Here is a 25,664-nt window from a genome sequence, read left to right as displayed (position 1 = left end):
GGGCAGCGGCGATGGCAAGCAACGCCGGCGGTACGCTCGCCCGGCGCCTCGGCACCGCCGACGCCGTGACGATCGGGCTGGGGTCGATGATCGGTGCCGGCGTGTTCGCCGCCTTCACCCCGGCCGCCCGATCCGCGGGCGCCGGCCTGCTCCTCGGTCTGTTGATCGCAGCCTTCGTTGCGTATTGCAATGCCACCTCGTCGGCCCAGCTTGCCGCCGCCTACCCGTCCTCCGGCGGCACCTACTTGTACGGCCGGAAGCAACTGGGGGAGTGGCCCGGCTTCCTGGCCGGGTGGGGCTTCGTGATCGGCAAGACGGCGAGCAGCGCAGCCATGGCCCTCACCTTCGCCGCGTATCTCGCACCTGCAGGCTGGGAACGGCCCCTTGCCATAGCCGCGGTGCTGGGCCTGGCCGCGGTCAACTACCGCGGCGTCACCCGGACCGCCCGGCTCGCACGGATCATCGTGGCCGCAGTGCTTCTGGTGCTGTTGCTGCTCGTGACCGCGTGCTTTGCCGGCGCGGCATCCGGCGCGGGTTTTGGCAGGATGTTCGACGGCGGACTGCTCGCCGGAGGCTGGTACGGGATCCTGCAGTCGGCGGGCCTGCTGTTCTTCGCTTTCGCCGGCTACGCCCGGATCGCGACGATGGGCGAGGAAGTCATCCGGCCGGAGCGCACCATTCCCCGGGCGATAACCGCTTCGCTCGGCATCACGGTGCTGGTCTATGCAGCGGTCGCCACGGGCATCCTTGCCGCGCTCGGACCCGGGGGAGTAGCCGGCACTGCCACGCCCCTGGCTGCCGCCGTGGCCGCCGGTCCCTGGACCTGGCTTGTTCCCTTCGTGTCCATCGCGGCTGCACTCGCGGCCCTGGGTGCGTTGCTGGCACTGATCGCCGGCATCGGCCGGACAACCCTGGCCATGGCACGGGACGCCGAACTGCCCGGCTGGCTCAGCGCCGTGCACCCGCGCTTCAAGGTTCCGCACCGGGCAGAGGTGGCCCTCGCCGTCGTCGTCTGCCTGGTGATCGCGGTGGCGGACCTGCGCGGGGCGATTGGGTTCTCCTCTTTCGGGGTCCTGCTCTATTATCTGGTGGCGAACCTTGCCGCCTTCACGCAAAAGGCGGAGCAGCGGCGCTATCCGAAGGCCCTCCAGGTGCTGGGCGCGCTGGCGTGCCTGTTGCTCGTGGCGACCCTTCCGCCGTCGTCCCTCCTTGCCGGGGTGGCGGTATTCGCGGTCGGGATTGTGTACCGGCTCGTGCGGCTGCGCCTGGCTGCCGCCCGGTCCTGAGCCCGGTGGCGGATGTCCCGCATCCGGGCGGGTAAACTCAGACGGGATCGTTTCGCCACGATCGGCCAAAATTCATGCTGAAAGGAATGCTGTGCTGCGCACACATGACCTCGGATCGCTGCGTTCCGAGCACATTGGACAGACCGTTACCCTGGCAGGCTGGGTGGGCCGCCGCCGTGACCACGGTGGTGTGGCCTTCGTCGACCTGCGTGACGCTTCCGGTGTCGCCCAGGTGGTTGTCCGCGAGGAAGAGATCTTCCACGGGCTCCGCAACGAGTACGTGCTGCAGGTCATCGGCACGGTGAACAAGCGCCCCGAAGGCAACGAGAACCCGGCCCTGGCCACCGGCGAGATCGAGGTCATCGCCGAAAAAGTCGTGATCCTCAACACCTCGGACCCGCTGCCCTTCCAGATCGACGAGCACGTCGAGGTCGGCGAGGAGGCCCGCCTCAAGCACCGCTACCTGGACCTGCGCCGGCCGGGCCCCGCCCGCAACCTGCGCCTGCGTTCGGAAGCGAACCGTGTTGCCCGCGAACTGCTGCACCAGCAGGGTTACGTGGAGATCGAAACCCCCACCCTGACGCGTTCGACGCCGGAAGGCGCCCGCGACTTCGTGGTCCCCGCCCGTCTGGCGCCGGGTTCCTGGTACGCACTGCCGCAGTCCCCGCAGCTTTTCAAGCAGCTGCTGCAGGTGGGCGGTTTCGAGAAGTACTACCAGATCGCCCGCTGCTACCGCGACGAGGACTTCCGTGCTGACCGCCAGCCGGAATTCACCCAGCTGGACATCGAGGCGAGCTTCGTTGAGCAGGACGACATCATCGAACTCGGCGAAGCCCTGATCAAGGTGCTGTGGCAGCTTATCGACGTCGAGGTCCCCACTCCGATCCGCCGCATGACCTACCTCGAGGCGATGGCCAAGTACGGTTCCGACAAGCCGGACCTGCGCTTCGGCCTCGAACTGACGGAGCTGACCGAATTCTTCAAGGACACCAACTTCGGCGTCTTCAAGGCGCCCTATGTCGGTGCCGTCGTCATGCCCGGCGGCGCCTCGCAGCCGCGCCGCACCCTGGACGCCTGGCAGGAATGGGCCAAGCAGCGCGGCGCGAAGGGCCTGGCCTACGTCCTGTATAAGGAAGACGGTGAGCTTGCCGGCCCGGTGGCGAAGAACCTGACCGACACCGAGCGCGCCGGCCTGGCCGACGCCGTTGGCGCCAAGCCCGGCGACTGCATCTTCTTCGCAGCCGGCGAAACGTCCCCGTCGCGTGCCCTGCTCGGCGCGGCACGCGTGGAGATCGGCCACCGCACCGGCCTGATCGATCCCAAGGACTGGGCCTTCGTGTGGATTGTCGACGCACCGATGTTCGAGTCTGCAGCCCAGGCCACGGCGTCCGGTGATGTTGCCTTGGGTTACTCAGCTTGGACGGCCGTTCACCACGCCTTCACCTCGCCGAAACCGGAGTTCCTGGACACCTTCGACCAGAACCCCGAAGCGGCGTTGGCGTACGCCTACGACATCGTGTGCAACGGCAACGAGATCGGCGGCGGATCGATCCGTATCCACCAGAGCGACGTCCAGGAACGCGTCTTCAAGGTCATGGGCATCAGCCACGAAGAAGCACAGGAGAAGTTCGGCTTCCTGCTGGAGGGCTTCAAGTACGGTGCGCCCCCGCACGGCGGCATGGCCCTTGGCTGGGACCGCGTGGTCTCGCTGCTGGCGGGCGTGGACTCGATCCGCGACGTCATCGCGTTCCCGAAGTCGGGCGGCGGCTTCGATCCGCTGACCGCCGCGCCTGCGCCCATCACGGCCCAGCAGCGCAAGGAAGCCGGCGTGGACTTCAAGCCCGAAGCCAAGCCGGCACCCAAGTCGGAATAACGAACATCCCAAGGCTCCCCGCTCCGCGTCCTGCGGGCCGGGGAGCTTTGGCTTTCAGCGGGAGGGCCAGTTGGCGCAGGACGTGACTGTGGCGGAAGCCGGGCTGATCGAAGAACTCATGGACAGGGCCTGGCCCGCTCCTGACCGGGAAGAACTCTCCGGCTGGGTGATGCGCGCCGCGGGCGGGGTGACCCAGCGCGCAAATTCGGTGTGGCCGCGCGGCACGGCCGCCGATCCCGCCTCCCTGAGCGCCGCGACGCTCTGGTACCGCCGCCGGCGGCTGCCGCTGATCTTCCAGGTGTTCGACGATCCGCGGACCGCGGAGCTGAACGCCCTGCTCGATGCCGGACGCTTCACCCGGCAATCGGAAACCCTCATCATGACCCGCGGATCGGAAGGAATCCCTTCCGGGACCGTGGACGGTGTCGAAATCTCCACCACGCCCTCCGATGACTGGCTGAGCCTCTGGTGGTCGGTGGACGGCCGCGGCGGAGACGCGGAACGGGAGATAGCGCGTGGGATCCTCGCCGGCTGTCCCTCGTTTTACGCCCTGCTGAGGGACGACGACGGCGTGCCGGCCGCCGTCGGGCGCCTCGCCCTGCCGACGGGTACGGCGGGTTGGGGCGGGCTTTACTGCATGGGGACCGAGCGGGAACACCGCCGCCAGGGGTTCGCCCGGAGCATCCTTGACGCCCTCCTGTCTGCCGGCATCGATCGCGGCGCAGTGAACTTCTGGCTCATGGTGACTGCCGGCAACGCCGCGGCGCAGGCCTTGTACGCCGGGGCGGGATTCGTTGAGCATGGGCGGTACCTGTACCGTCAAGCACCGCTTCAGCGCACTCCGAGCGGTTGCTGACTCCGCGGTTGCTGACAGCAGGCGATCAACGCGGCACGTCCACGGTGAGGGCGAATTGCTTGCGGTTTCCTGCCTCCCCGGCGAAGCCGCTGAGGAGGAGCTTGCCGTTGTGGATCACGGCCGCGTTGATGTCCAGGTTTTCGCCGGTGAGCGCGTCGTGCCTGAGGTCCTTTGTCTCGAAGGCCTTGCCGTCCGGGCTTGTGTAGAGGAAAGGCTTGCGGTCCTGTGTAGTCCCGGTCGTTCCAACGACCGCGAAGCCGTCGCCGTCGCGCAGCAGGTGGATCGAGCCGTAACTGGCCTCGCCGAGGGCTTCGGTCAGTTCGGTGCCAGACGCCCAGGTCTTGCCTTGGTCTACGCTCTTGTAGAGGACGTAGCGGCTTCCCTTGCCTTCCTGCTCCGCGTAGACCAGTGCCACGGTCGCCTTCGGGCCGGCTGCGAGGGCGAGGACCTCTGAATCCATGTAGTCCTTCACCTTGGCCAATGCCACCGGGGTCCATGCCTTCGCGTCCGTGGAACGCCAGACCACCGGCGCGTTCTTGATGTCCTTTTCCATGAAGCCACCGGCGAGCAGTGCCTTGCCGGGGGTTTCAGCGAGGGCGTAGATGGCGCGGTCGTTGTCAGGCTTTCCGGCGAAGGAGCGCACGTCGATGCGTTTCCAGTTCCGGCCGTCCGTGGAAATCGCGAGGCCCGCACTCGTAACGGAACGGTCCTCCTCAGTCCGGGTACCGGACGCCAGGAAGCCGCGTGATGTTGCCGTCGCCGCAGTCACAGGGGTGCCGCCCCGCAAGGTTCGTGAACCAAAAAGGTCACCGCTGTAGCTCTGCCAAGAACCACCCGGCGTGCGGGTCCACACCAGGCCCTTGGTGCTGTTCCACGCATCTTCAGCGCCGAAAGCGACGTCGCCGAATGGATTGCTGCGGAATGCGGTCAGCGATTGGCGGGGTTCCAAGGTGAGGCGGGTCCGATCCTTAAAGGTCTTTCCGTCGTCCCCTGTCCAGAGGCTGGTTTCCCTGCCGTTTGATCCGAGGGCGAGGACCTTTTCGCCGTCCGCGACGAACTGCGACACAGCGGGCCCGTCGGGTACAACCGCCGGGATTTCCGGAGTGCGGTCCTCCGCGTTTCCCTTGCTGTCAAGGAGGACTAGCCGTGGCCGGGTGCTGCCGTTCTCGGATACGCTGCTGGCCAACAAAACGCCGTCGGGGAGCACTGCCGCATCCCTGAGATAGTTGTACTGGTCTTTGGCTGCCGCAGGAAGATGCAGTGCTTTCCAGTCCGGCGTGGGACTGCGTTCGTAGAGCCGGTAATCGGCCAATATGCCGGAACCGGTCTCGGTGAGCAGCAGCTGCTTGACCGGAGTGCCGGTCAGTTCATGGATCGAAGGGAAATCTTCCTTGCCGTCCGCCCAGGAGGAGTCGATCGCGAGGCTCCATTTGCCGCCGGGAGTCCAGCTGGCGTTGAGCCCGTTCGCCGTCTTCTGGCCCTCACTGGACCGGTAGCCGTAGTAGAAGCTGGGCGAATAGCCGAAGCCGACAAAGCGGAACGCCTTCCCGTCCCAATGCACGTCGCGGAAACCGCTGTTCCCCGGCGCTACCTTGAAACTGTCAGGACTGATGTTCTTCCAATTCAGCCCGCCGTCGTTCGACGAATAGGCCGCGGCCCGGACCACGTTGGAGGCTGATTCCTCCTGCTGGCCGGCCAAAATGGTTGTGGTGCCATTGCCAGCGAAGGCAAAAAGGTGGAGGCCCGGGTCGGCGGGGATGCCCTTTGCCGCAGCTGCTTTCCACCCTCCGTCATCACCGCGGCGGTGGATGAGGAAGCCCTTGTCCCGCTTCGTGACCACGGTCCAGGCGTTGTTGGACCAGAGGGCTTCCGCCCCGTCGAAACGGTTGTCGAAGGTAATACCCGGTCCCGTACTGGTGAAGTTCCTGCCATCCTGGCTCAGGTAAGGCATGAGACGGTTGTTTTCCATGGCCAGCGCAAACCACTGACCGCCGCTTCTGAGCATCCTGTACGGCGCGAAATCCGGGTGCCTGCCGTTGAAGCGTGCTTCCTCCCAGGTCTTGCCCCCATCCGGCGAATGGCCCACGAACGTCCGGTGGCCGCCGGCATCGCTGCCGGAGGCGCTCAGCAGCACTTCCGCCCCGTCATTGACGAGATCAGTGACCTCAATCCGCACGAAAGGTCTCTTCGCCGCCTCCGAGTCCATGCCAGTGGTGTTGAACTCCAAACGGTCCTGCTGGAAGATCCCGCCGCCGGTGCAGCCCGAGAGGGCTAGGGCAAGGACGGCCGCCGCGGTAACAAGGCGTCGCGTGGTCTTCATGTGTTCCCCCGAAAATCCGTGGGGACCTCCGGCCCCCGGATTCTCAGGAGTCTAGGCAGCAGGACGCATGGTTCGCGCGGGGGAGCGGCCCGCTTGTGGATAACTCCACGGAATTGCCGCTACGCAGGGTCGGTCACCAGGATCCGGAGGGAGCAAGCATCGCGTGCCGCCTGCTTGAGCACCGCGGCATTGGGGTCCGGCACCGACATGAAGGGCAGTCGGCTCCGTTGTCCATGGCCGCGCAGCACCGGATCAGCAAGTACGGCGGAGGCGAGGGCAGCATCCCCGCCGGGCAGGAGGTATTCCACGGCATGGCCCGCGAAAACACTGGCAGTATGTGCGGCCGCAGCGGATATGAGCGCTTGTGCCTGGTTCTCCCGGCGCCGGGCAAAGCGTTGCTGGGAACTGCCCCCGGCCGAGGAACGGGACTGTACATATCGGCTGCCGGTCTTGGACGACAGAAGCTTCCCTCCGCTTGCGACGCCCACCGCGAACCCGCCGCGCCGCACCAGGACCAGGCCGATCTTCCGCTCCTGGGAGGCAAGGGAGATCAGCCGCTGCACGCCGTCCGCCCCGCGACCGGGCCGCCCGTCGTCGGGCCAGGGCGCCTGCAACAGGGCGGTGGCGCCGTCGGACGCCCGAAGCAGCAGTCCGCCCGCGTCCGGTTCTTCCTGGACATTGCCGTGGCTGGCGGCGAAACGCTCCACCCAGCCGGCGAGCCTTGCCGCGGGAACGATCGCGGTCCGGGAGGGTGCCGCCTTCGATCGGGCGCTGTCCATCGCGATGCCTCCTTCGCCGGAATCCATGAGTAGCCTAGTCGGTGTGGAAGATCTCTTTGGTTCAGGCGCCGACAGCGTGGACGACACCGGCAGCCGCTACACGGACCAGGACACGGGCGACAGCGGCAGGCAGGCTCCGCCGCTGGCCGTCCGCATGCGCCCGAAGAACCTCGACGAAGTGGTCGGCCAGCAGCACCTGCTGGGGCAGGGCTCGCCGCTGCGCCAGCTAGCCGCCGGCGCCGAAGCCGCAGGCCCGGCCGGTCCCAGTTCCGTGCTGCTCTGGGGTCCGCCGGGCACCGGCAAGACCACGCTCGCGCATGTCATCGCCCGCGGCCCGGGCCGGAAGTTCGTGGAGCTTTCCGCGATCACGGCCGGTGTCCGGGACGTCCGCCGGGTCATGGACGAGGCCCTGACGGCGCGGGACCTGTATAAGACCACCACGGTCCTTTTCCTCGACGAGATCCACCGCTTCAATAAGGCCCAGCAGGACGCGCTGCTGCCCGGCGTCGAGAACCGCTGGGTGGTGCTGGTGGCCGCCACCACCGAGAACCCCTCATTCTCCGTGGTGTCCCCGCTGCTGTCGCGGTCGCTGCTGCTGACCCTGAAGCCGCTCACCGACCAGGACATCGAGGGACTCCTGCTGCGCGCCGTCAACGACCCGCGCGGCCTCGGCGGGACCGTGGAGCTGAGCCCGGAGGCGCTCGAACACCTTGTCCGGCTTTCGGCCGGGGATGCCCGCCGGGCCCTGACGGCGCTTGAGGCGGCCGCCGGCGTCGCCTTCGGTGACCGGCACGACCATCCGGAAAAGGCCGACGACGGCGGCAGCGCGGCGGGTGCCGATGCAGGCTCCGTTCTCGTCGTCGAACTCCGGCACACCGAACGTGCGCTGGATTCCGCGGCGGTGCGCTATGACCGCGCGGGAGACCAGCACTACGACGTCGCCAGCGCGTTCATCAAGTCCATCAGGGGCTCGGACGTCGACGCCGCGCTGCATTACCTCGCACGGATGCTGGAAGCCGGCGAGGACCCGCGCTTCATTGCCCGCCGCATCGTGATCTCCGCGGCCGAAGACATCGGAATGGCGGACCCGACGGCGCTGCAGACAGCGGTCGCGGCAGCACAGGCTGTCCAGCTCATCGGCATGCCCGAAGGCCGGATCATCCTCGCAGAAGCGGTGGTCCACCTGGCCACCGCGCCCAAGTCCAATGCCGCCTATGTGGGCATCGGGCAGGCGATTGCCGATGTCCGGGCGGGCCTCGGCAGCGGGATCCCGATGCATCTGCGTGACGCCCACTACCAGGGCGCCAAGGGTCTTGGGCACGGCCAGGGCTACAAGTACGCCCATGATGCCCCGCACGGTGTGGCCACCCAGCAGTACCCGCCGGACGACCTGGTGGGCAAGGACTACTACAACCCCACCGCGAACGGCGCCGAGCGGGAGATCGCGCCCAGGCTTGAGCGCCTGCGGAAAATCGTCCGCGGGAAGTAGCCGCGTCCGCCGGCCGGGTCCACCGGAAGGCCGGGCACGCCCGGCGGACGCCCTTGCCGCGGGGATGCTAGGATGGATGTTTGTCTGGCATGGTCCGGGCACAACCTCCTTCGAAGATATCTTTGACGGTGCTGTGCCGCGGAGCAGTAGCAAAAGGCAGCGGTTGGCCGATGCTCTCCCACATGGAGGCCAGTTACATCAACACACCGCAGTAATTTGGAAGGACACAAGTGGCTAACAACACTCGTGCTCGCCGGACCGCACGCCTTTCGCGTTCGCTCGGCATCGCCCTGACTCCCAAGGCCGCCAAGTACATGGAGCGCCGTCCCTACGGTCCCGGTGAACACGGTCGCGCCCGCAAGAAGCAGGACTCCGACTACGCCGTTCGTCTGCGCGAAAAGCAGCGTCTGCGCGCCCAGTACGGCATCCGCGAAGCCCAGATGACCCGTGCCTTCGAAGAAGCACGTCGCACCAAGGGCCTGACCGGTGAAAACCTGATCGAACTGCTCGAAATGCGTCTTGACGCCCTCGTGCTGCGCGCCGGTTTCGCCCGTACCATCGCCCAGGCCCGCCAGCTGGTTGTGCACCGCCACATCCTGGTTGACGGCGTCCGCGTGGACCGCCCGTCGTTCCGCGTTTCCGAAGGCCAGCTCGTCCACGTCCACAGCCGCAGCGAAACCATGGCCCCGTTCCAGGTTGCTGCAGCAGGTGCGCACCGCGACGTTCTGCCGGCTGTCCCGGCTTACCTGGACGTCAAGCTTGACGCCCTCCAGGCCCGCCTGGTCCGCCGCCCGAAGCGCTCCGAGGTCCCCGTGACCTGCGAAGAGCAGCTCGTCGTCGAATTCTACGCACGCTAAATTCCAGCGAACGTATACAAAGAAGCCCGTGGCACGCGCCGCGGGCTTCTTTGTATGTAAGGTACTTGGGGGAGAACAGCAGGACAGCCGCGGGATTTTCCGCAGCAGGCCCGCCAAACACGCAAACGCAAGGAGATGAGAGAACATGACTGGTGGCGATATCGCAGGACTGATCGCAGCCGGGGTTTTCGCCCTCCTTGTCCTACTGCTGGCGGTGCCGATCCTCAAGCTCGGACGGGTTTTCGATGAAGTCCGCACCTCCATCCGAAGCATCAGCGACGGGGCCACCCCGCTGATGGACGAAGTGACGGCCACCGTTTCCACCACCAACCAGCAGCTGAAAAAGGTCGACGGCATCGCCTCGAACGTCTCGGATGCCTCGGCCAACATCGCGGCCCTTTCTTCCCTGGTCGCAGCCACTCTTGGCTCACCGCTCATCAAAGTCGCCGCCTTCAGCTACGGCGTCCGCTCCGCGTTTACCGCCCGCCGCAAGCCCTCGTCGGGCCGCCGCAGCCGCTGAAGCCCAGTAAGTCAGGAAAACCGTGAAAAGAATCGTCTGGATGGGAATCGGGGTCGCGATCGGTGTGATCGCGTTCCGAAAGATCAGTGAAGCGAAGGACGGCCTCGGCCCCGAAGGGCTCAACCGCGCGGTGGCCAGGCTGGCCGACGGCATATACGACTTCGCGGATGCAGTGCGGGCAGGAATGGGCGAACGGGAGAACGAACTCCGGGCCGCGCTCGGCCTGGACGACGACGGCGCCGCCCGCCGCTAGCCACTGCGGTTCGCCCTACCGCCAACAACAGGGCAGAATTGGAAGCTGCGGGAATGGCGTCTGCCGCCCGCGCATTGAGTCAGGTTTCAGAAGGGTAAGTAATCAGCTAATGAAGTCGCAGGAGATCACCAAGCGCTGGGTGGACTTTTTTGTCAGCAAGGGCCACACCGCTGTCCCCTCGGCGTCGCTCGTGTCCAGCGACCCCTCGCTGCTTTTCACGGTGGCCGGCATGGTGCCCTTCATCCCGTACCTGACCGCGCGCGAAGAGCCCGCTTTCACGCGTGCCACAAGCGTCCAGAAGTGCATCCGCACCGGCGACATCGAAGAGGTGGGCAAGACCGCCCGCCACGGCACCTTCTTCCAGATGTGCGGCAACTTCTCCTTCGGCGACTACTTCAAGGAAGACGCCATCAAGTTTGCTTTCGAGCTGCTCACCAAGAGCGTTGACGACGGCGGTTACGGCCTGCCCGCGGAGCGGCTCTGGGTGACGGTCTATGAAGAGGACGACGAAGCCAAGGAACTTTGGCTGAAGAATACCGAAATCCCGGCTGAGCGTATCCAGCGCATGGGCAAGGCGGACAACTACTGGTCCACCGGCCAGCCGGGCCCGGCCGGGCCCTGCTCGGAGATCTACTATGACCGCGGACCCGCCTACGGTGTGGAGGGCGGCCCGATTGCCGATGAAACCCGCTACATCGAAATCTGGAACCTGGTCTTCATGCAGTACCAGATCGAGAACGTGCGCTCCAAGGTGGACTTCGACATCGTGGGCGAACTGCCGAAGAAGAACATCGACACCGGCCTTGGCATGGAACGCCTTGCCATGATCCTGCAGGGCGTCGAAAACATGTACGAGACCGACCAGGTCCGTCCTGTCATCGACAAGGCCGCAGAGCTTTCCGGCAAGGAATACACTTCCGCCGAGTCCGACGACGATCCCCACCACGCCGACGATGTCCGCATGCGCGTCGTGGCCGACCACATCCGTTCGGCCCTCATGCTGATCTCCGACGGCGTGGTCCCCTCCAACGAGGGCCGCGGCTACGTGCTGCGCCGCCTTATCCGCCGCGCCGTCCGCGCCATGCGCCTCCTCGGCGTCGAAAAGGCCTGCCTGCCCGATCTCCTCCCCGCCTCGCGTGACGCCATGAAGGGTGTCTACCCGGTGGTGGAGACCGACTTCGAGCGCATCAGCCGCATCGCCTACGCCGAGGAACGGGCCTTCCTGCGCACCATCGCATCGGGCACGGCCCGCCTCGAGGAAGCCGTCGTGGCCTCCAAGGCCGCCGGTACCCCGCTCTCCGGCGAAGACGCCTTCACCCTGCATGACACCTACGGCTTCCCGATCGACCTCACCCTCGAAATGGCCGAAGAAGCCGGGCTCAAGGTCGACGAGGCCGGCTTCCGCGGCCTCATGCTGGAGCAGCGCCAGCGCGCCCAGGCCGATGCCAAGGCCAAGAAGGGCGGCCATGCCGACGTCGCCGCATTCCAGGAACTCCTGGCCGAGGGCGCGACCGTCTTCACCGGCTACGGCGAACTGGAAAGCGAGTCACGCGTCCGCGGCATCGTCAGCGGCGGCAAGCGGCTCAGCCACGCCTCCACCGGCGACGAGATCGAACTTGTCCTCACCGAGACCCCGTTCTACGCCGAGGCCGGCGGTCAGTCCGCGGACCAGGGCCTCATCACCGGCGACGGCTTCGTCGTCGAGGTCCTCGATGTGCAGCGCCCGATCAAGGGCCTGAGCGTGCACAAGGCGATCGTCCGCGAAGGCGAGATCGCCGAATCCTCGCTGGTGCGCGCCGCCGTCGACCGCGAACGCCGCCACGCGGCCGAGCAGGCCCACACGGGCACGCACATCGTGCACGCAGCCCTGCACCAGATCCTCGGCCCGGAGGCCACCCAGCGTGGTTCCTTCAACAAGGCCGGCTACCTGCGCTTCGACTTCGCCTGGGGCGAGGGCCTCAGCCCGGCCACGAAGTCCGAGATCGAGGAAGTCTCGAACATCGCGATCCGCAACAACTTCACTGTGGACACCAAGGTCATGGGTCTGGCCGAGGCCAAGGCGCTTGGCGCCATGGCCCTGTTCGGCGAGAACTACGGAAGCGAAGTGCGGGTCGTCGAGATTGACGGCGCCTGGTCCCGCGAACTCTGCGGCGGCACGCACGTGGCCAACACCTCGCTGATCGGCAGCCTGTCGCTGCTGGGCGAGCAGTCCGTGGGGTCCGGAAACCGCCGTGTGGAGGCTTTCGTGGGGCTCGACGCCTTCCGCCACCTCGCCGCCGAGCGTGCCCTGGTCACCGAACTGACCGAAATGCTCAAAGTGCCGTCCGGCCAGCTCGCCGAACGGATCTCGGCCACCCTGAACAAGCTCAAGGCCACCGAGAAGGAACTTGACCGCCTCCGCAAGGAGCAGCTCGCCGCGCAGGCCGCGAACCTGCTCGCCAGCGCCCGGGACGCTGGCGGCGTGCGTGTCATCGCCCACGACGCCGGCCAGGTCGGGGGAGCGGATGACCTCCGCGGCCTCGCGATGGACCTGCGCAACCGCCTCGGCTCCGAAGCATCAACCGTCGCAGTGGCAGGTGTCAGCAACGAGCGGCCGGTCATCATCGTGGCCACCAACGAAGCCGCCCGCGGCGCCGGCGTAAGGGCCGGTGCCTTGGTGCGCGTGGCCGCCGGGATCCTCGGCGGCGGCGGTGGCGGCAAGGACGACGTCGCCCAGGGCGGCGGCACGGACGCGTCCAAGATCGGGGCCGCCCTCTCCGCCGTCGTGGACGCGATCACCGCTCGGTGATCCCGGACTCCATGCCGGACAACGGTACTTACCCCCGGGGCGTCAAGCTGGGGGTCGACGTCGGAACCGTCCGGGTCGGGCTTTCGGCCTGCGACCCGGACGGCATCCTGGCCACTCCGATCAGGACGTTGAGCCGGGACGAGAAGAAAAATTCCGACGTCGGAGTCATCGTCAAGCAGGCAGCCGAACGCGGTGCCGTGCAGATCTTCGTCGGCCTTCCCCGCACCTTGAAAGGCCAGGAAGGCCCGTCCGCCCGGATGGCCGCCGACTATGCTTTACTGCTTGCTGCGGCCCTGGGGCGGGCCGGTTTGGATGTTCCCGTCAACCTCATCGACGAGCGCCTCAGCACGGTTTCGGCGCACCGGAGCCTGCACGAAGCTGGATTGAGCAGCAAGGAGCACCGTAAGGTGGTGGATCAGCTTGCTGCGGCCGGAATCCTGCAGCACGCCATCGAGATGCAGAAATCCAGGGGCCAGGATGTCGGCAGGCGCGTGTTAGCGCCCGCACCGGCCGAGGAGTCTGCGCAGCCCGGGGGAGGCAGCGCGGACGGGTCCGGTCCAGCAAGTGAGACAGATTCCCAACGAGCGGAAGGCAATCGTGAGCCCGGTCAATCATGACCCCTCCGGTGAAACACCCGAGCCCGCCGGACGTCCCCTGACGCGCCGGGAACTGCGTGCCAGGGAGCGCTTCCTGGAAACCCAGCAGCAATCGCTGGTTCCCCTCCCTGCCCCGGTTCCGGCTGTTTCCCATGCCCCGGCTCCGGAGGTTCCCGAAACCGCCGGCCCTCCGGCCCCGCTCGGGCACCAGGAGGTCCCCGCGTACGCCGGACACGGCGCACACGCGGCGCTGCCGGAGTACGTGGTGCCTGCCGTGGAGGAAGAAGCTGTTGTGCACGCGGAGCCTGTTATGCACGCGGAGCCTGTTGTGCACGCGGAGCCTGTTGCGCACGCGGAGCCTGTTGTGGACGCGGAGCCTGTTGACGTGCCCGTTGGCCAGGACCACCACCCTGCCTCCCACGGCCACGAAGGCCACGAGTTTCATTCGGCCGAGGAACTTCACGCGGGGCATCCGGCATACGCGGTGGAAGTCCCGCAGCACGGCCATTACGACGAGGCACACCACCAGGTCGCCGGGTACGTGGACCTCCACGAGGAGGTCCACCACGACGGCCACGAGCCGCACCCTGTCCTGGCCGCCGTCGACGCCTATCCCCAGCCTTCCAAGAAGGTCCGCCGCCGCCGTCGCGGCCTGGCGTTGTTCCTGACCTTCGCGGTCTTCGTCGCGGCTGTGGCCCTTGGTGCCCAACTCCTCAAACCCTTGCTGGGCATGGACAGGGTGAAGGATTATCCCGGACCGGGAACCGGTTCGGTTTCGGTCACGGTGATGCCCGGCGCCGGGCCGAAGCAGGTCGCCGACCAGCTGCAGAGCGAAGGCGTAGTGGCCGATTCCAGCACATTCCTAGACGCGTTCTCGGCTTCCGGCGGCGAACTTTCGCCCGGCGAGTTCACTTTCCGCAAGGAAATGAAGAACTCGGACGCCGTTGCCGTGCTGGTGAACAACGAGGCGGGGAAGGTCATCTACTTCGCCCTGAACGCAGGCCTGCGTATCGGCGAGTCCCTCGATGCCATTTCGAAGGGCTCGGGAATCCCGCTGGACCAGCTCAAGGCACTCAGCGACAGCCCGGCGCAGTTCGGCGTACCCGCCAAGGCGAAGAACCTCGAAGGCTTCCTGGCCCCGGGCGAGTACCGCTTCCCGCTTGGCACCAGCGCCAAGGACATCCTGCAGAAGCTCGTCACGGGAACCATGGACGAACTCAAGGCGCAGGGGATCACCGATCCCACCAAGCAGTACCAGACCATCATCGTGGCAAGCATCGTGCAGGCCGAAGGCGGCCAGGCCGACTACCGGAACGTCGCCGGTGCCATCTACAACAGGCTCAAGCCCAGCAACAAGGAAACGAACGGCCTGATCCAGTCCGACGCCACGGTGACTTACGGTCTGGGCACCAAGACCTTCCACCTGACGGACGAACAGAAGGCGGACAAAGGCAACCCGTACAACACCTACGCCATCGCCGGCCTGCCGGTCGGTCCGATCGGTTCACCGGGGAAGACCGCCATCGACGCCGCTGCCAAGCCGGCGGCGAACAACTACCTGTACTGGGTGACCATCAACCTGGACACCAAGGAAACGAAGTTCTCCAGCACGCTGGCCGAGCACAACAAGTACGTCGCCCAGTACACGGCATGGTGCACCGCCAACCCGGGGCGGTGCGTGTGAGCCGCCGCGCCGCGGTGCTCGGGCACCCTATCGGCCACTCCAAATCCCCGGCCCTGCACCGCGCCGCCTACGCGCAGCTCGGTGCGGACATCAGCTACACGGCGATCGACGTGACCGCCGAGCAACTGCCGGAGTTCATGGCCGGCGTCGCCGTGCAGCCGGAATGGTGTGGCCTGTCCGTGACCATGCCGCTGAAGGCGGCGATGGTTGCCGAAGTGGACGAGGTCCGGGGGGCCGGAGCGCACCTTGGCGTGATCAACACCGTGGCTTTCGAGGACGACGGCGGGGCGCCCCGGCGCATCGGTTACAACACCGACGTCGCCGGCATTGTCCGGGCGGTCGGTTATGCGGGCGTTGCCGAGCGGCCCGACGCCGTCGTGCTGGGCGGCGGCGGAACCTCCGCCGCGGCGATCGCCGCGCTCCGCGAGCTTGGCTGCGACAGCGCCCGGGTCTACGTGCGCGACGCCGTACGGGCGGGTGAAGCGGTCAAGGCCGCCGACGCCGTCGGGCTCGCCGTCGAGCTGCTCCCCATGGACGATGCCGCCGAAGGCATCGTCGGGGCAGGACTGGTGATCTCCACCCTGCCGCCGCGGGCAGCCGACGGAATCGCGGACGCACTGTCCTCGATGGGCAGCGGCGGAGGCGGCGGCGTGCTGCTCGACGTCGCTTATGACCCCTGGCCCAGCCGGATTGCCGAAGAATGGCAGCGGCGCGGGGGAGCAGTGGTCCCGGGCCTGGAGATGCTCCTGTACCAGGCCGTGGAGCAGATCAGGCTGTTCAGCGGTCGTAGTGTCGGCGACGAAGTCATAGATGTGATGTGCGACTCAGTCGGGCTTCCCCGACGGGTCTACTAACCCCCTTACATGGCAGGATTGGATATATGTTGCGTTGGTTGACTGCCGGAGAATCCCATGGACCGGCACTGCTCGGAATTGTTGAAGGCGTCCCCGCCGGTGTGGAACTTGCCAGTGATGACCTGCGCGAGGCGCTGGCCCGCCGCCGCCTCGGCTACGGTCGTGGCGCCCGCATGAAGTTCGAGCAGGACGAAGTCAGCATCCTCGGCGGTGTCCGCCATGGGGTCACCCAGGGCGGGCCGGTGGCGATCCAGATCGGCAACACCGAGTGGCCCAAGTGGGAGCAGATCATGTCCGCCGATCCGGTGGACCCGGAGCTCCTTGCCGACCAGGCACGGAACGCTCCGCTGACCCGGCCACGCCCCGGCCATGCCGATTTCACCGGCATGCAGAAGTACGGTTTTGACGAGGCACGTCCCGTCCTGGAGCGCGCAAGCGCCCGCGAAACGGCCACGCGTGTTGCCCTCGGCACGGTCGCCGCCCGTTTCCTCAAGCAGCTCGGCGTCGAGCTCGTCAGCCACACCGTGTCCATCGCGAGCGTCTCGGTTCCCGAAGGCAGGTCGCTGCCGCTGCCCTCCGACGTCCTGGCCCTGGATGCGGACCCGCTGCGTTGTTTCGACCGTGAAACCTCCGACGCCATGGTGGCCGAGGTGGACGCGGCGCACAAGGAAGGCGAAACGCTCGGCGGCGTCGTCGAGGTCCTCGCATACGGCCTGCCGCCCGGACTCGGAAGCTACGTCCACTGGGACCGCCGCCTGGACGCACGGCTCGCCGCCGCCCTGATGGGCATCCAGGCCATCAAGGGCGTGGAAGTCGGCGACGGTTTCCGGACCGCAGCCCGCCGCGGATCGGCTGCCCACGACGAGATCGTCCGCGACGAGGACGGCCGCATCATCCGCAAGACCAACCGCGCCGGCGGCATCGAAGGCGGCATGAGCATCGGCGAGGTGCTGCGTGTCCGCGCCGCCATGAAGCCGATCGCCACGGTGCCGCGCGCCCTGAAGACCATCGATGTGCGTACCGGCGAACCCGCCAAGGCCCACCACCAGCGCTCGGACGTCTGTGCCGTCCCCGCCGCCGGCGTCGTCGCCGAAGCGATGGTGGCCCTGGTGCTGGCCGAAGCCGTCACCGAAAAGTTCGGCGGAGACTCCGTTGCCGAGACCGCCCGCAACCTGAAGGCCTACCTGGAGAACATCCCGGCAACCCTGGACACGGTCGGCAACTAGTGGTTGGTGGTATTTCCGGTGCCGGTGCCCGGGCCGTGATTGTGCTGATGGGTCCGATGGCGGTCGGCAAGTCCGTCATCGGCCAGCAGCTCGCACAGCACCTTGGCCTGCCGTTCATCGACACCGATGCAGTCGTCGTCGAGCAGCACGGCGCGATCGCAGATATCTTCGCCGGCCGCGGGGAGCACGCCTTCCGCGAAATCGAGGCACGCACGGTGGCCCGCGCCGTCGAGGATTCCCGAAAGGGCGGCGCCGTCATTTCGCTCGGCGGCGGCGCGGTCCTCGACTCGGGGACCCAGCAGCTGCTGGGCGGCTGCACCGCCGTCTACCTTGAGTGCGACGCCGATACCGTCGCCGAACGCATCGCCCGGAGCAGCGGCAGGCCGCTGCTCGCCGGCGACGCCATGGCCCGCTGGCAGACCCTGTTCGACGCCAGGAAACCGGTCTACACCCGCCTGGCCGACATCACCATCGACGTCCGCAGCGGCACGGTCCCGGAGATCGCGCTGCGGGTGGAGGAAGCCCTGCAAAGCTTCATGGCCTTGAAAGAGGAAGTTCAACAATGAGCACTGAATCAACAACCATCAAGGTCACCGGACAGGCTGCCACCGACAATTACGACGTCGTAATCGGGCGCGGCCTGCTGTCTTCCCTTCCGGCAACCCTGGGGGAGCGGGTCAAGCGTGTCCTGGTGATCCACCCGCGGGCGCTGCGCCTCACCGGCGATGCCGTGCGCGCCGAACTCGATGCCGCGGGCTTCACCGCCGTCACGGCTGAAATCCCGGACGCCGAAGAAGGCAAGCACATCCAGGTGGCTGCGTTCTGCTGGCAGGTGCTGGGCCAGAATGACTTCACGCGTTCCGATGCGGTGGTGTCCGTGGGCGGCGGAGCCGTGACCGACCTCGCTGGCTTCGTGGCAGCGACTTGGCTGCGCGGCGTGAAGGTGGTGCACATGCCCACCAGCCTGCTCGGCATGGTGGACGCATCGGTGGGTGGGAAGACCGGCATCAACACGGCTGAGGGCAAGAACCTGGTGGGCTCCTTCCACCCGCCGGCCGCGGTCCTTGCCGATCTCGACACCCTTCGCACGCTGCCGAAGAACGAATTGGTCTCCGGCATGGCGGAGGTCATCAAATGCGGGTTCATTGCCGATCCCGCCATCCTGGACCTGATCGAGAACAAGGGCTCCGAAGCCGTGGACCCCGAGTCCGACGTCCTTCGTGAACTCATCGAGCGCGCCATCGCGGTCAAGGCCAAGGTCGTCTCCGAGGACCTCAAGGAATCGGGCCTCCGGGAAATCCTCAACTACGGCCACACCCTGGGCCACGCCATCGAACTCGTGGAGCGCTACTCCTGGCGCCACGGTGCCGCCGTGTCGGTGGGCATGATGTTCGCCGCAGAACTCTCCCGCAGCGTCGGGCGGCTTTCCGACGCCGACGCCGACCGGCACCGCAGCATCCTCGAGGGGCTCGGGCTTCCGGTCACCTACCGGAAGGACCGCTGGCAGGGCCTGCTCGACGGGATGCGCCGGGACAAGAAATCCCGCGGAGACCTCCTGCGTTTCGTGGTCCTTGACGGTATCGCCAAGCCCGGCATCCTCGACGTGCCGGACACCTCCCTGCTGTTTGCCGCCTACCAGGAAATCGCATCATGACACTGACAACCCCGGAAGGCATCACGGACTGGCCCACAGCCGGGTTCCCCGGTGTCCGCGTCAACCCCGAGACCCTGCTGCCGCACGTCGTCAACGAAGACGCCTTGGAGGCAGCCCTTGCCGAATCCACGGACCCCGCCGACCGCATCATGGCCCTGCTGCTGGAAGGGCGCTTCGGCGACGCCGCAGAGGAACTGGCGGAGGCACGCTGCAACGACCCGGAGTCCTTCAAGCTGCGGATCTACGAAGCGGAACTGCACCGCGCCACGAACCGCTACGACCGTGCCGTGCAGCTTTTCCGGCAGCTTCTCGCCGAAGTGCACGGCACCGGCCGCGAACCGCTGGTCCACCAGTTCCTGGGCCGGGCGTACTTCGTGGCCGGCAACGCGGCTGCCGCCGCCGAATCGTTCTCCAAGGCGCTGGACCTGCGGGTCGCCCAGTCCGCGGACGCGTCCCTGATCTACTCCTCGGCCGTTGCGCTGCAGCGTGCCCGGAACGTGCTCGAACTCACCTCCTGAGCGTGCCAGCGGGCCCCCGGACGGAAGCAGCTCGACATTGCCGCTAGAATGGTTCTGGACTTTTTAACGAAGTACGGGATTTTTGACAAATCAGCGCTGGCGGCCTGTATGGCAAGCCTGGCGGGCATAGCGGTCTGCGCGAGAAACCAAGAGGATACGAGTGGCTACCACAAACGACATCAAGAACGGAACCGTCCTGAAGCTTGAGGGCAACCTCTGGAACGTCATCGAGTTCCAGCACGTCAAGCCGGGCAAGGGCGGCGCCTTCGTCCGCACCAAGATGCGCAACATTCTCTCCGGCAAGGTGGTCGACAAGACCTTCAACGCCGGCGCCAAGATCGAGACCGCCACGGTTGACCGCCGCGACTACACCTACCTGTACCAGGACGGTGCCGACTACGTCTTCATGGACGTCCAGGACTACGACCAGCTGACCGTTTCCGGCGAGGTCGTCGGCGACGCCAAGAACTTCATGCTGGAGAACCAGCAGGTGCTGATCGCCATGCACGAAGGTGCCCCGCTGTACCTGGAACTGCCGCCGAGCGTTGTCCTCGAAATCACCTACACCGAGCCGGGCCTGCAGGGCGACCGCTCCTCCGCGGGCACCAAGCCCGCCACCGTGGAGACCGGCTACGAGATCCAGGTTCCGCTGTTCCTCGAGCAGGGCACCAAGGTCAAGGTCGACACCCGCGACGGCAGCTACCTGGGCCGGGTCAACGACTAGTGAGCGCCCGTGGCAAGGCCCGTACCAGGGCTCTCGAAGTGCTCTTCGAGGCGGAACAGCGCTCCGCCCCGGCGCTTGAGGTCCTCAGGGCCCGGCGCGAAAAGACCGACCTGATCGTCAACCCCTACACGTTGGACATCGTGGAGGGTGTGCTGGCCAAGCAGGCGACCATCGATGAGTTCCTCCAGACCTATGCCCAGGGCTGGACCCTTGAGCGCATGCCTTCGGTGGACCGCATTATCCTGCGGATTGGTGCCTGGGAGTTGCTCTACAACGAGGACGTCCCCGACGGCGTCGCTGTCAGTGAAGCGGTGGCCCTGGCGAAGACCATGTCCACCGATGAGTCCCCGGCATTCATCAACGGACTCCTCGGCCGGCTCCAGAAGCTGAAGCCTTCGCTGCTGGCCTAGTGTCCGCAGCCTAAAGGAGGTGGGCATCCCCGAGGGGATGCCCACCTCCTTTAGGCTTTCCAAGAGCGGCCTGGGTGGTGGTCAGCCCAGCACCGCGGCGCGCAGGGCGGGAACGTCGCCCAGTTGGCGGCGCTCGTCCGCCTGGTGCTGATGGACGTCGCGACCGCTCAGGATGCGCTGCCGGGTGCAGGCAAGGGCAGTGGCCGCCTTCACGAAGCGCCGCATCGCCGCCTCCCGGCCCCGGCTCTGCGCCCAGCGGATGGCCTGCCGCCTGCCGCGCGCCGTGGCAAGCATGTCGACCTCCACCGGGGAGAACCAACCTGCCCGGGCGTATTCGATCAGCCGCTGCCGCGTCAGCTTGCTCTCGGCGACCCGCAGCAGGATGATCCCGACGGCGGCGGCAAGGAAGATCGGCACCTGTACCAGGACGTACTGGACCAGGAAGTCCGCCCCCATGCTGTTCCAGCGGTTGTGCAGGAACATCGCCGGAAGCAGGCCCAGGAAGAAGGCAAGCACCGAGTATCCGGTGTGCCATTTCCGGGCCGCGAAGCCCATGATGAGGCCGGTGGTGCCGGTGAAGATGGCATGCGCGAACGGCGACATGATCCCGCGCAGGATGAAAATCCGCACCAGGTCCGTCCCCGGGTCCGTGGAGTCGGCGATCTCCCGGCCGAAGTAGAGGATGTTCTCCGTGAACGCGAAGCCGCCGGCGATCGTGAAGGCGAACACCACGCCGTCCACCGGGCCATCGAAGTACTTCCGCGCGGCCAGCAGCAGGAGCAAGAGGCCCAATGACTTAGTGAACTCCTCCACGATCGGCGCCTCCACGGTGGCCATGAAGAGGCGGAAGTCGGCCTCGCTCGTCCGGGGCGCGGCGACGGCGAAAAGGGGCTGGATCAGCAGGGTCCCGGCGATAGACACTGCCGCGCCCCAGGTGAACGCGAACGCCAGCAGCCGTTTGGGTTCTGGTTCCCATCGGTCGATGAAGGAGACGGTCAGCAGTACTGTCGAGAGCGGCAGCAGGGACGCTATGAAACCGATCCCAAAGCCGGCAACGCCGGTGTTTCCGAGCAGGAACGGCACGATCAGCAGGAGACTGGCAAAGGCCAGGATTCCACCCGTGAGCAGCAGCGGCATTGTCCCGGTGGTCCGGCGTTGCGCGGGAGGCAGGGGCGGTAGCCAGGGATGGCCCGGCGCCTCCGCCGGAGTGCCGGGGGCTGGCTGGTAGTTGCGCGGGTCGACGCGGCCGAACCACGTCGGATTGGCGCCTGCCTCCATGAGTGCGCGGGGGTCCGGCTGCGGACCACCGTAGTGCCCGGGGCGGTTCATTGTCATGGGCATGAGCCTATTTGCCATGGCCGCCCAGCCCAACTACGCCCCGCGCCTCGGCCCGGCCGCTGTGAGCGAGAACTCACCATGGCGCACTTAACACCAGCGGCCGGAGGGCGCCGCTGTGATAGTTTTGGAAGGCAAATGTTCCTTTTTTAATTCCGTCCTGTGAGGCGGGGAAAGGGGAGACGAGCGATGACTGACGTCGCAGCACCGGTACCGTCCAGGGTTGTACTGAACCAGGGCGATATTGACCGTGCACTCACTCGTATCGCCCACGAGATCCTCGAGGCCAACAAGGGCTCCCAGGACCTGGTCCTGCTGGGTATCCCGCGCCGCGGTTACCCGCTGGCAGTCCGCCTCGCCAACAAGATCGCCGCTGCGGATCCCTCCGTCGACGCCGCCGCGATCGTCGGCCAGCTTGATGTCACGATGTTCCGTGACGACCTCTCGCACCAGCCGGCCCGCCCCCCGTATCCCACACGGCTTCCGAAATCGGGTATCGACAACAAGGTCGTGGTGCTGATCGACGACGTCCTGTATTCCGGACGCACCATCCGCGCCGCCCTCGATGCCATCGTGGACCTCGGCCGCCCGCGCATCGTCCGCCTCGCAGTCCTTGTGGACCGCGGCCACCGCGAACTTCCCATCCGGGCCGACCACGTGGGCAAGAACCTGCCCACCGCCTCCTCCGAGAAGGTGCGCGTGCACCTTGAGGAACTCGACACCGTCGACGGTACCCCTGTCAACGAGGTAGTGATCGAGGCCGGCGCATGAAGCACCTGCTGTCCACCCAGGACCTCAGCGCCGCCGACGCGATCCGCATCCTGGACACCGCCGAGGAAATGGCCGCCGTCGGAGAACGCGAAGTCAAGAAGCTCCCGGCCCTGCGCGGACGCACTGTGGTGAACCTCTTCTTCGAAGACTCCACCCGCACCCGCATCTCCTTCGAGGCCGCCGCAAAGCGCCTGTCCGCGGACGTCATCAACTTCGCCGCCAAGGGCTCCTCGGTGTCCAAGGGCGAGTCCCTCAAGGACACCGCCCAGACCCTTGCCGCGATCGGTGCGGACGCCGTCGTCATCCGGCACTGGGCTTCCGGTGCGCCGCACCGCCTGGCCGCCACCGACTGGATCGACGCCGCAGTCATCAACGCGGGCGACGGCACCCACGAACATCCCACGCAGGCCCTCCTGGACGCCTTCACGATGCGCCGCCACTGGGCAAAGCTGCACGGCACCGAATCCCAGGGCACCGACCTGCGCGGCATGCGCGTCGCCATCGCCGGCGACGTGCTGCACTCCCGGGTGGCCCGCTCGAACGTCTGGCTCCTGCGCACCCTGGGCGCGGAGGTCACCTTGGTGGCACCGCCCACCCTGCTGCCCATCGGCGTCGAGGAATGGCCCTGCAAGGTCAGCTACAACCTGGACGACACCCTGGCGGCCGGTGTTGACGCGATGATGATGCTCCGGGTGCAGGGCGAACGCATGAACGCCTCGTTCTTCCCGTCCACCCGCGAATACTCCCGCCGCTGGGGCTTCGACGACACGCGCCTGCGCGCCCTCGACGAACTCGGCCTCAAGGACACCATCATCATGCACCCGGGCCCGATGAACCGCGGCCTGGAAATCTCTTCGGCCGCCGCCGATTCGCCGCGCTCCACGGTCCTGGACCAAGTGCGCAATGGCGTCTCGGTCCGCATGGCCGCCCTGTACCTGCTGCTCTCCGGGGACACCCGCGAAGCAGTCCCCGCATCCGCCCAGTCCACCAAGGAGAGCCACTGATGGCAGAGAACACTTACCTGATCCGTGGCGCTGCCATCCTCGGCGGGGACGCCGAGGACCTGCTCATCCGCGACGGCGTGATTGCCGCGCGCGGCAACGGCGCGGCCACCCATGAAGACGCCGGGGACGCCACCGTCGTCGAGGCCGCCGGCCTCGTCGCACTGCCCGGCATGGTGGACATCCACACCCACCTGCGCGAGCCCGGCCGCGAAGACGCCGAAACCGTCGAAACCGGTACCCGCGCTGCTGCGCTCGGCGGCTACACCGCCGTCCACGCCATGGCCAACAGCAACCCGGTGGCGGACACCGCCGGCGTCGTCGAACAGGTCCACAGCCTCGGCCGCGCCTCCGGCTGGGTGGACGTCCGCCCGGTAGGCGCCGTCACCGTGGGCCTGGCCGGCGAGCGGCTCGCCGAACTTGGTGCCATGGCAGATTCGCGTGCGCAGGTGCGGGTCTTCTCCGACGACGGAATCTGCGTCCACGATCCCGTGCTCATGCGCCGGGCGCTGGAATACGTCAAGGCGTTCGACGGCGTCGTGGCCCAGCACGCGCAGGAGCCGCGCCTCACTGCCGGGGCCCAGATGAACGAAGGCGCCGTCTCCGCGGTCCTCGGCCTCGGCGGCTGGCCGGCCGTGGCCGAGGAGAGCATCATCGCCCGCGACGTGCTGCTCGCCCAGCACGTCGGGTCCCGCCTGCACGTCTGCCACGTCTCCACCGCCGGCTCCGTGGAAATCATCCGCTGGGCCAAGTCCCGCGGCATCAACGTCACCGCCGAGGTCACCCCGCACCACCTGCTGCTCACCGACGAACTGGTCCGCAGCTACGACCCCGTCTACAAGGTCAACCCGCCGCTGCGCACCGAAGCCGATGTCATGGCCCTACGTGCGGCCCTCGCCGACGGCACCATCGACGTCATCGGTACCGACCACGCCCCGCACCCGAGCGAGCACAAGGAATGCGAATGGGCGCAGGCGGCCATGGGCATGACCGGGCTGGAAACGGCGCTGTCCGTGGTGCAGGAAACCATGATCGAAACCGGCCTGATGACCTGGGCAGACTTCGCCCGCGTCACCTCCACGGTCCCGGCCCGCATCGGCCGCGTGGAGGACCAGGGCCGCCCCCTCGAAACCGGTGAACCCGCCAACGTCATCCTCGTGGACCCCGCGGCCCGCTGGACGGTGGACCCCAACAAGATGGCCACCATGGGCCGGAACTCGCCCTTCAAGGGCCGGGAACTGCCCGGCGCCGTGGTCGCCACCTTCTTCAAGGGCCACCCCACGGTGCTCGGCGGCAAGCTGAACGAACCCTACCGCCACCCGGAGACCGCCGGCGCGGTCAGCGGGAACTGATGAACGAGCTCGCCTCCCTGCTGCTCGTCCTCGGCCTTTGCGTCGTGGCCTTCGCGCTGATCGCGCTCGGCTGGCGTTCCCGGCTCCGGCGGCAGGCCGACGTCGAACAGCCCCCGGAGGTTCCGGCGGAACTGGGCGCGGCCGCCGTCGTCGTCGAAGGCCAGTACGTGGCCACCACGACGGCGGGGGACTGGCTGGACCGGATCGCGGTCCACGGCCTGGGCTTCCGCGGCAACGCCGAAGCCAGCGTGCACCCGGAAGGTGTGCTGTTCGACCGGGAAGGCTTCCAGCCGCTGTTCGTGCCCCGCACGGCACTCCTGGCCCAGCGCCAGGACAGCGGGATGGCCGGCAAGTTCGTCGAAAAGGACGGACTCGTGGTCATCAGCTGGACCCTGGGAAGCCGCACACTGGATACGGGATTCCGTACCAGGCTTGCCGCCGACAAGCAGCCGTTCATCAACGCACTTCAAGAATTGATCTCCGCAAACCCCCAGGCGCAAGCCGATAGTGGAAAGTAA

Annotated in this window: 24 protein-coding genes; 21 read left to right on the top strand and 3 right to left on the bottom strand. The window is 67.1% G+C overall.

Features of this window, described 5'->3' with window-relative positions:
* The first annotated feature begins 11 nt into the window (after nucleotides 1-11).
* From ACZ9CK_RS09445 to ACZ9CK_RS09435, 3 genes are all read left to right on the top strand, one after another.
* Nucleotides 12-1,286, top strand: a complete 1,275-nt coding sequence (locus tag ACZ9CK_RS09445; RefSeq protein WP_476049823.1) for an APC family permease — start codon at nucleotides 12-14, stop codon at nucleotides 1,284-1,286.
* Between the two features lie 91 nt (nucleotides 1,287-1,377).
* The gene (gene aspS, locus ACZ9CK_RS09440) at nucleotides 1,378-3,159 is read left to right on the top strand and encodes an aspartate--tRNA ligase (protein WP_476049822.1); all 1,782 of its coding nucleotides are present in this window, start codon (nucleotides 1,378-1,380) and stop codon (nucleotides 3,157-3,159) included.
* 88 nt (nucleotides 3,160-3,247) lie between these two features.
* Nucleotides 3,248-4,015 carry a GNAT family N-acetyltransferase gene (locus tag ACZ9CK_RS09435; protein ID WP_476050884.1) on the top strand — a complete coding sequence of 256 codons (768 nt, stop codon included), beginning with the start codon at nucleotides 3,248-3,250 and terminating at the stop codon, nucleotides 4,013-4,015.
* Nucleotides 4,016-4,040: 25 nt separating this feature from the next.
* On the opposite strand, the gene ACZ9CK_RS09430 is transcribed toward ACZ9CK_RS09435, so the two are convergent.
* Nucleotides 4,041-6,335 carry a WD40/YVTN/BNR-like repeat-containing protein gene (locus tag ACZ9CK_RS09430; RefSeq protein WP_476049821.1) on the bottom strand — a complete coding sequence of 765 codons (2,295 nt, stop codon included), beginning with the start codon at nucleotides 6,333-6,335 and terminating at the stop codon, nucleotides 4,041-4,043.
* A 119-nt stretch (nucleotides 6,336-6,454) separates the two neighbouring features.
* A complete protein-coding gene (locus ACZ9CK_RS09425) occupies nucleotides 6,455-7,114 on the bottom strand; it encodes an acVLRF1 family peptidyl-tRNA hydrolase (protein ID WP_476049820.1) in 660 nt (219 codons plus the stop codon).
* A gap of 43 nt (nucleotides 7,115-7,157) precedes the next feature.
* On the opposite strand from ACZ9CK_RS09425, the gene ACZ9CK_RS09420 reads away from it, so the two are divergent.
* From ACZ9CK_RS09420 to nusB, 14 genes are all read left to right on the top strand, one after another.
* A complete protein-coding gene (locus ACZ9CK_RS09420) occupies nucleotides 7,158-8,603 on the top strand; it encodes a replication-associated recombination protein A (protein ID WP_476049819.1) in 1,446 nt (481 codons plus the stop codon).
* A gap of 230 nt (nucleotides 8,604-8,833) precedes the next feature.
* Nucleotides 8,834-9,460, top strand: coding sequence for a 30S ribosomal protein S4 (gene rpsD, locus ACZ9CK_RS09415; RefSeq protein ID WP_426297828.1), 627 nt, complete (start codon nucleotides 8,834-8,836; stop codon nucleotides 9,458-9,460).
* Between the two features lie 145 nt (nucleotides 9,461-9,605).
* Complete coding sequence (locus tag ACZ9CK_RS09410) at nucleotides 9,606-9,980, top strand: DUF948 domain-containing protein (RefSeq protein ID WP_426297826.1); 375 nt, start codon at nucleotides 9,606-9,608, stop codon at nucleotides 9,978-9,980.
* A gap of 40 nt (nucleotides 9,981-10,020) precedes the next feature.
* Nucleotides 10,021-10,233 (top strand): hypothetical protein, encoded by a 213-nt coding sequence (locus ACZ9CK_RS09405; protein WP_476050883.1) that lies wholly within the window; start codon nucleotides 10,021-10,023, stop codon nucleotides 10,231-10,233.
* 109 nt (nucleotides 10,234-10,342) lie between these two features.
* Entirely contained in the window at nucleotides 10,343-13,021 is a 2,679-nt protein-coding gene (alaS, locus tag ACZ9CK_RS09400; protein WP_476049818.1) for an alanine--tRNA ligase, read from the top strand.
* A gap of 11 nt (nucleotides 13,022-13,032) precedes the next feature.
* Complete coding sequence (ruvX, locus tag ACZ9CK_RS09395) at nucleotides 13,033-13,638, top strand: Holliday junction resolvase RuvX (RefSeq protein WP_426303450.1); 606 nt, start codon at nucleotides 13,033-13,035, stop codon at nucleotides 13,636-13,638.
* Nucleotides 13,619-15,301 carry an endolytic transglycosylase MltG gene (gene mltG / locus ACZ9CK_RS09390; RefSeq protein ID WP_476049817.1) on the top strand — a complete coding sequence of 561 codons (1,683 nt, stop codon included), beginning with the start codon at nucleotides 13,619-13,621 and terminating at the stop codon, nucleotides 15,299-15,301. Before ruvX ends, mltG begins: the two co-directional genes overlap by 20 nt.
* Complete coding sequence (locus ACZ9CK_RS09385; RefSeq protein ID WP_476049816.1) at nucleotides 15,298-16,155, top strand: shikimate dehydrogenase; 858 nt, start codon at nucleotides 15,298-15,300, stop codon at nucleotides 16,153-16,155. The genes mltG and ACZ9CK_RS09385 overlap by 4 nt, the downstream gene beginning before the upstream one ends.
* Nucleotides 16,156-16,181: 26 nt before the next feature.
* Nucleotides 16,182-17,381 carry a chorismate synthase gene (gene aroC / locus ACZ9CK_RS09380; protein WP_426297818.1) on the top strand — a complete coding sequence of 400 codons (1,200 nt, stop codon included), beginning with the start codon at nucleotides 16,182-16,184 and terminating at the stop codon, nucleotides 17,379-17,381.
* 47 nt (nucleotides 17,382-17,428) lie between these two features.
* Nucleotides 17,429-17,947 (top strand): shikimate kinase, encoded by a 519-nt coding sequence (locus ACZ9CK_RS09375; protein ID WP_426297816.1) that lies wholly within the window; start codon nucleotides 17,429-17,431, stop codon nucleotides 17,945-17,947.
* Entirely contained in the window at nucleotides 17,944-19,035 is a 1,092-nt protein-coding gene (gene aroB, locus ACZ9CK_RS09370; protein ID WP_426297814.1) for a 3-dehydroquinate synthase, read from the top strand. Before ACZ9CK_RS09375 ends, aroB begins: the two co-directional genes overlap by 4 nt.
* Nucleotides 19,032-19,553 carry a tetratricopeptide repeat protein gene (locus tag ACZ9CK_RS09365; RefSeq protein ID WP_476049815.1) on the top strand — a complete coding sequence of 174 codons (522 nt, stop codon included), beginning with the start codon at nucleotides 19,032-19,034 and terminating at the stop codon, nucleotides 19,551-19,553. The genes aroB and ACZ9CK_RS09365 overlap by 4 nt, the downstream gene beginning before the upstream one ends.
* A gap of 160 nt (nucleotides 19,554-19,713) precedes the next feature.
* Entirely contained in the window at nucleotides 19,714-20,277 is a 564-nt protein-coding gene (efp, locus tag ACZ9CK_RS09360; protein ID WP_074591477.1) for an elongation factor P, read from the top strand.
* Nucleotides 20,277-20,687 (top strand): transcription antitermination factor NusB, encoded by a 411-nt coding sequence (gene nusB, locus ACZ9CK_RS09355; RefSeq protein ID WP_426297810.1) that lies wholly within the window; start codon nucleotides 20,277-20,279, stop codon nucleotides 20,685-20,687. Before efp ends, nusB begins: the two co-directional genes overlap by 1 nt.
* A gap of 81 nt (nucleotides 20,688-20,768) precedes the next feature.
* Here nusB and ACZ9CK_RS09350 read toward each other — a convergent pair whose 3' ends face one another.
* Nucleotides 20,769-22,022 (bottom strand): PrsW family intramembrane metalloprotease, encoded by a 1,254-nt coding sequence (locus ACZ9CK_RS09350; protein WP_476049814.1) that lies wholly within the window; start codon nucleotides 22,020-22,022, stop codon nucleotides 20,769-20,771.
* 189 nt (nucleotides 22,023-22,211) lie between these two features.
* On the opposite strand from ACZ9CK_RS09350, the gene pyrR reads away from it, so the two are divergent.
* The 4 genes from pyrR to ACZ9CK_RS09330 are packed head-to-tail and all read left to right on the top strand — an operon-like array spanning nucleotide 22,212 to nucleotide 25,664.
* The gene (pyrR, locus tag ACZ9CK_RS09345) at nucleotides 22,212-22,793 is read left to right on the top strand and encodes a bifunctional pyr operon transcriptional regulator/uracil phosphoribosyltransferase PyrR (RefSeq protein WP_426297806.1); all 582 of its coding nucleotides are present in this window, start codon (nucleotides 22,212-22,214) and stop codon (nucleotides 22,791-22,793) included.
* Nucleotides 22,790-23,797 carry an aspartate carbamoyltransferase catalytic subunit gene (locus tag ACZ9CK_RS09340; RefSeq protein ID WP_426297804.1) on the top strand — a complete coding sequence of 336 codons (1,008 nt, stop codon included), beginning with the start codon at nucleotides 22,790-22,792 and terminating at the stop codon, nucleotides 23,795-23,797. The genes pyrR and ACZ9CK_RS09340 overlap by 4 nt, the downstream gene beginning before the upstream one ends.
* Entirely contained in the window at nucleotides 23,797-25,146 is a 1,350-nt protein-coding gene (locus tag ACZ9CK_RS09335; protein WP_476049813.1) for a dihydroorotase, read from the top strand. Before ACZ9CK_RS09340 ends, ACZ9CK_RS09335 begins: the two co-directional genes overlap by 1 nt.
* Complete coding sequence (locus tag ACZ9CK_RS09330) at nucleotides 25,146-25,664, top strand: PH-like domain-containing protein (RefSeq protein WP_426297800.1); 519 nt, start codon at nucleotides 25,146-25,148, stop codon at nucleotides 25,662-25,664. The genes ACZ9CK_RS09335 and ACZ9CK_RS09330 overlap by 1 nt, the downstream gene beginning before the upstream one ends.

This window comes from Arthrobacter sp. TE26545 (assembly GCF_056279005.1).
The sequence above is the reverse complement of the archived record's forward strand: the minus strand, read 5'-3'. Positions and strand labels throughout refer to the sequence as shown.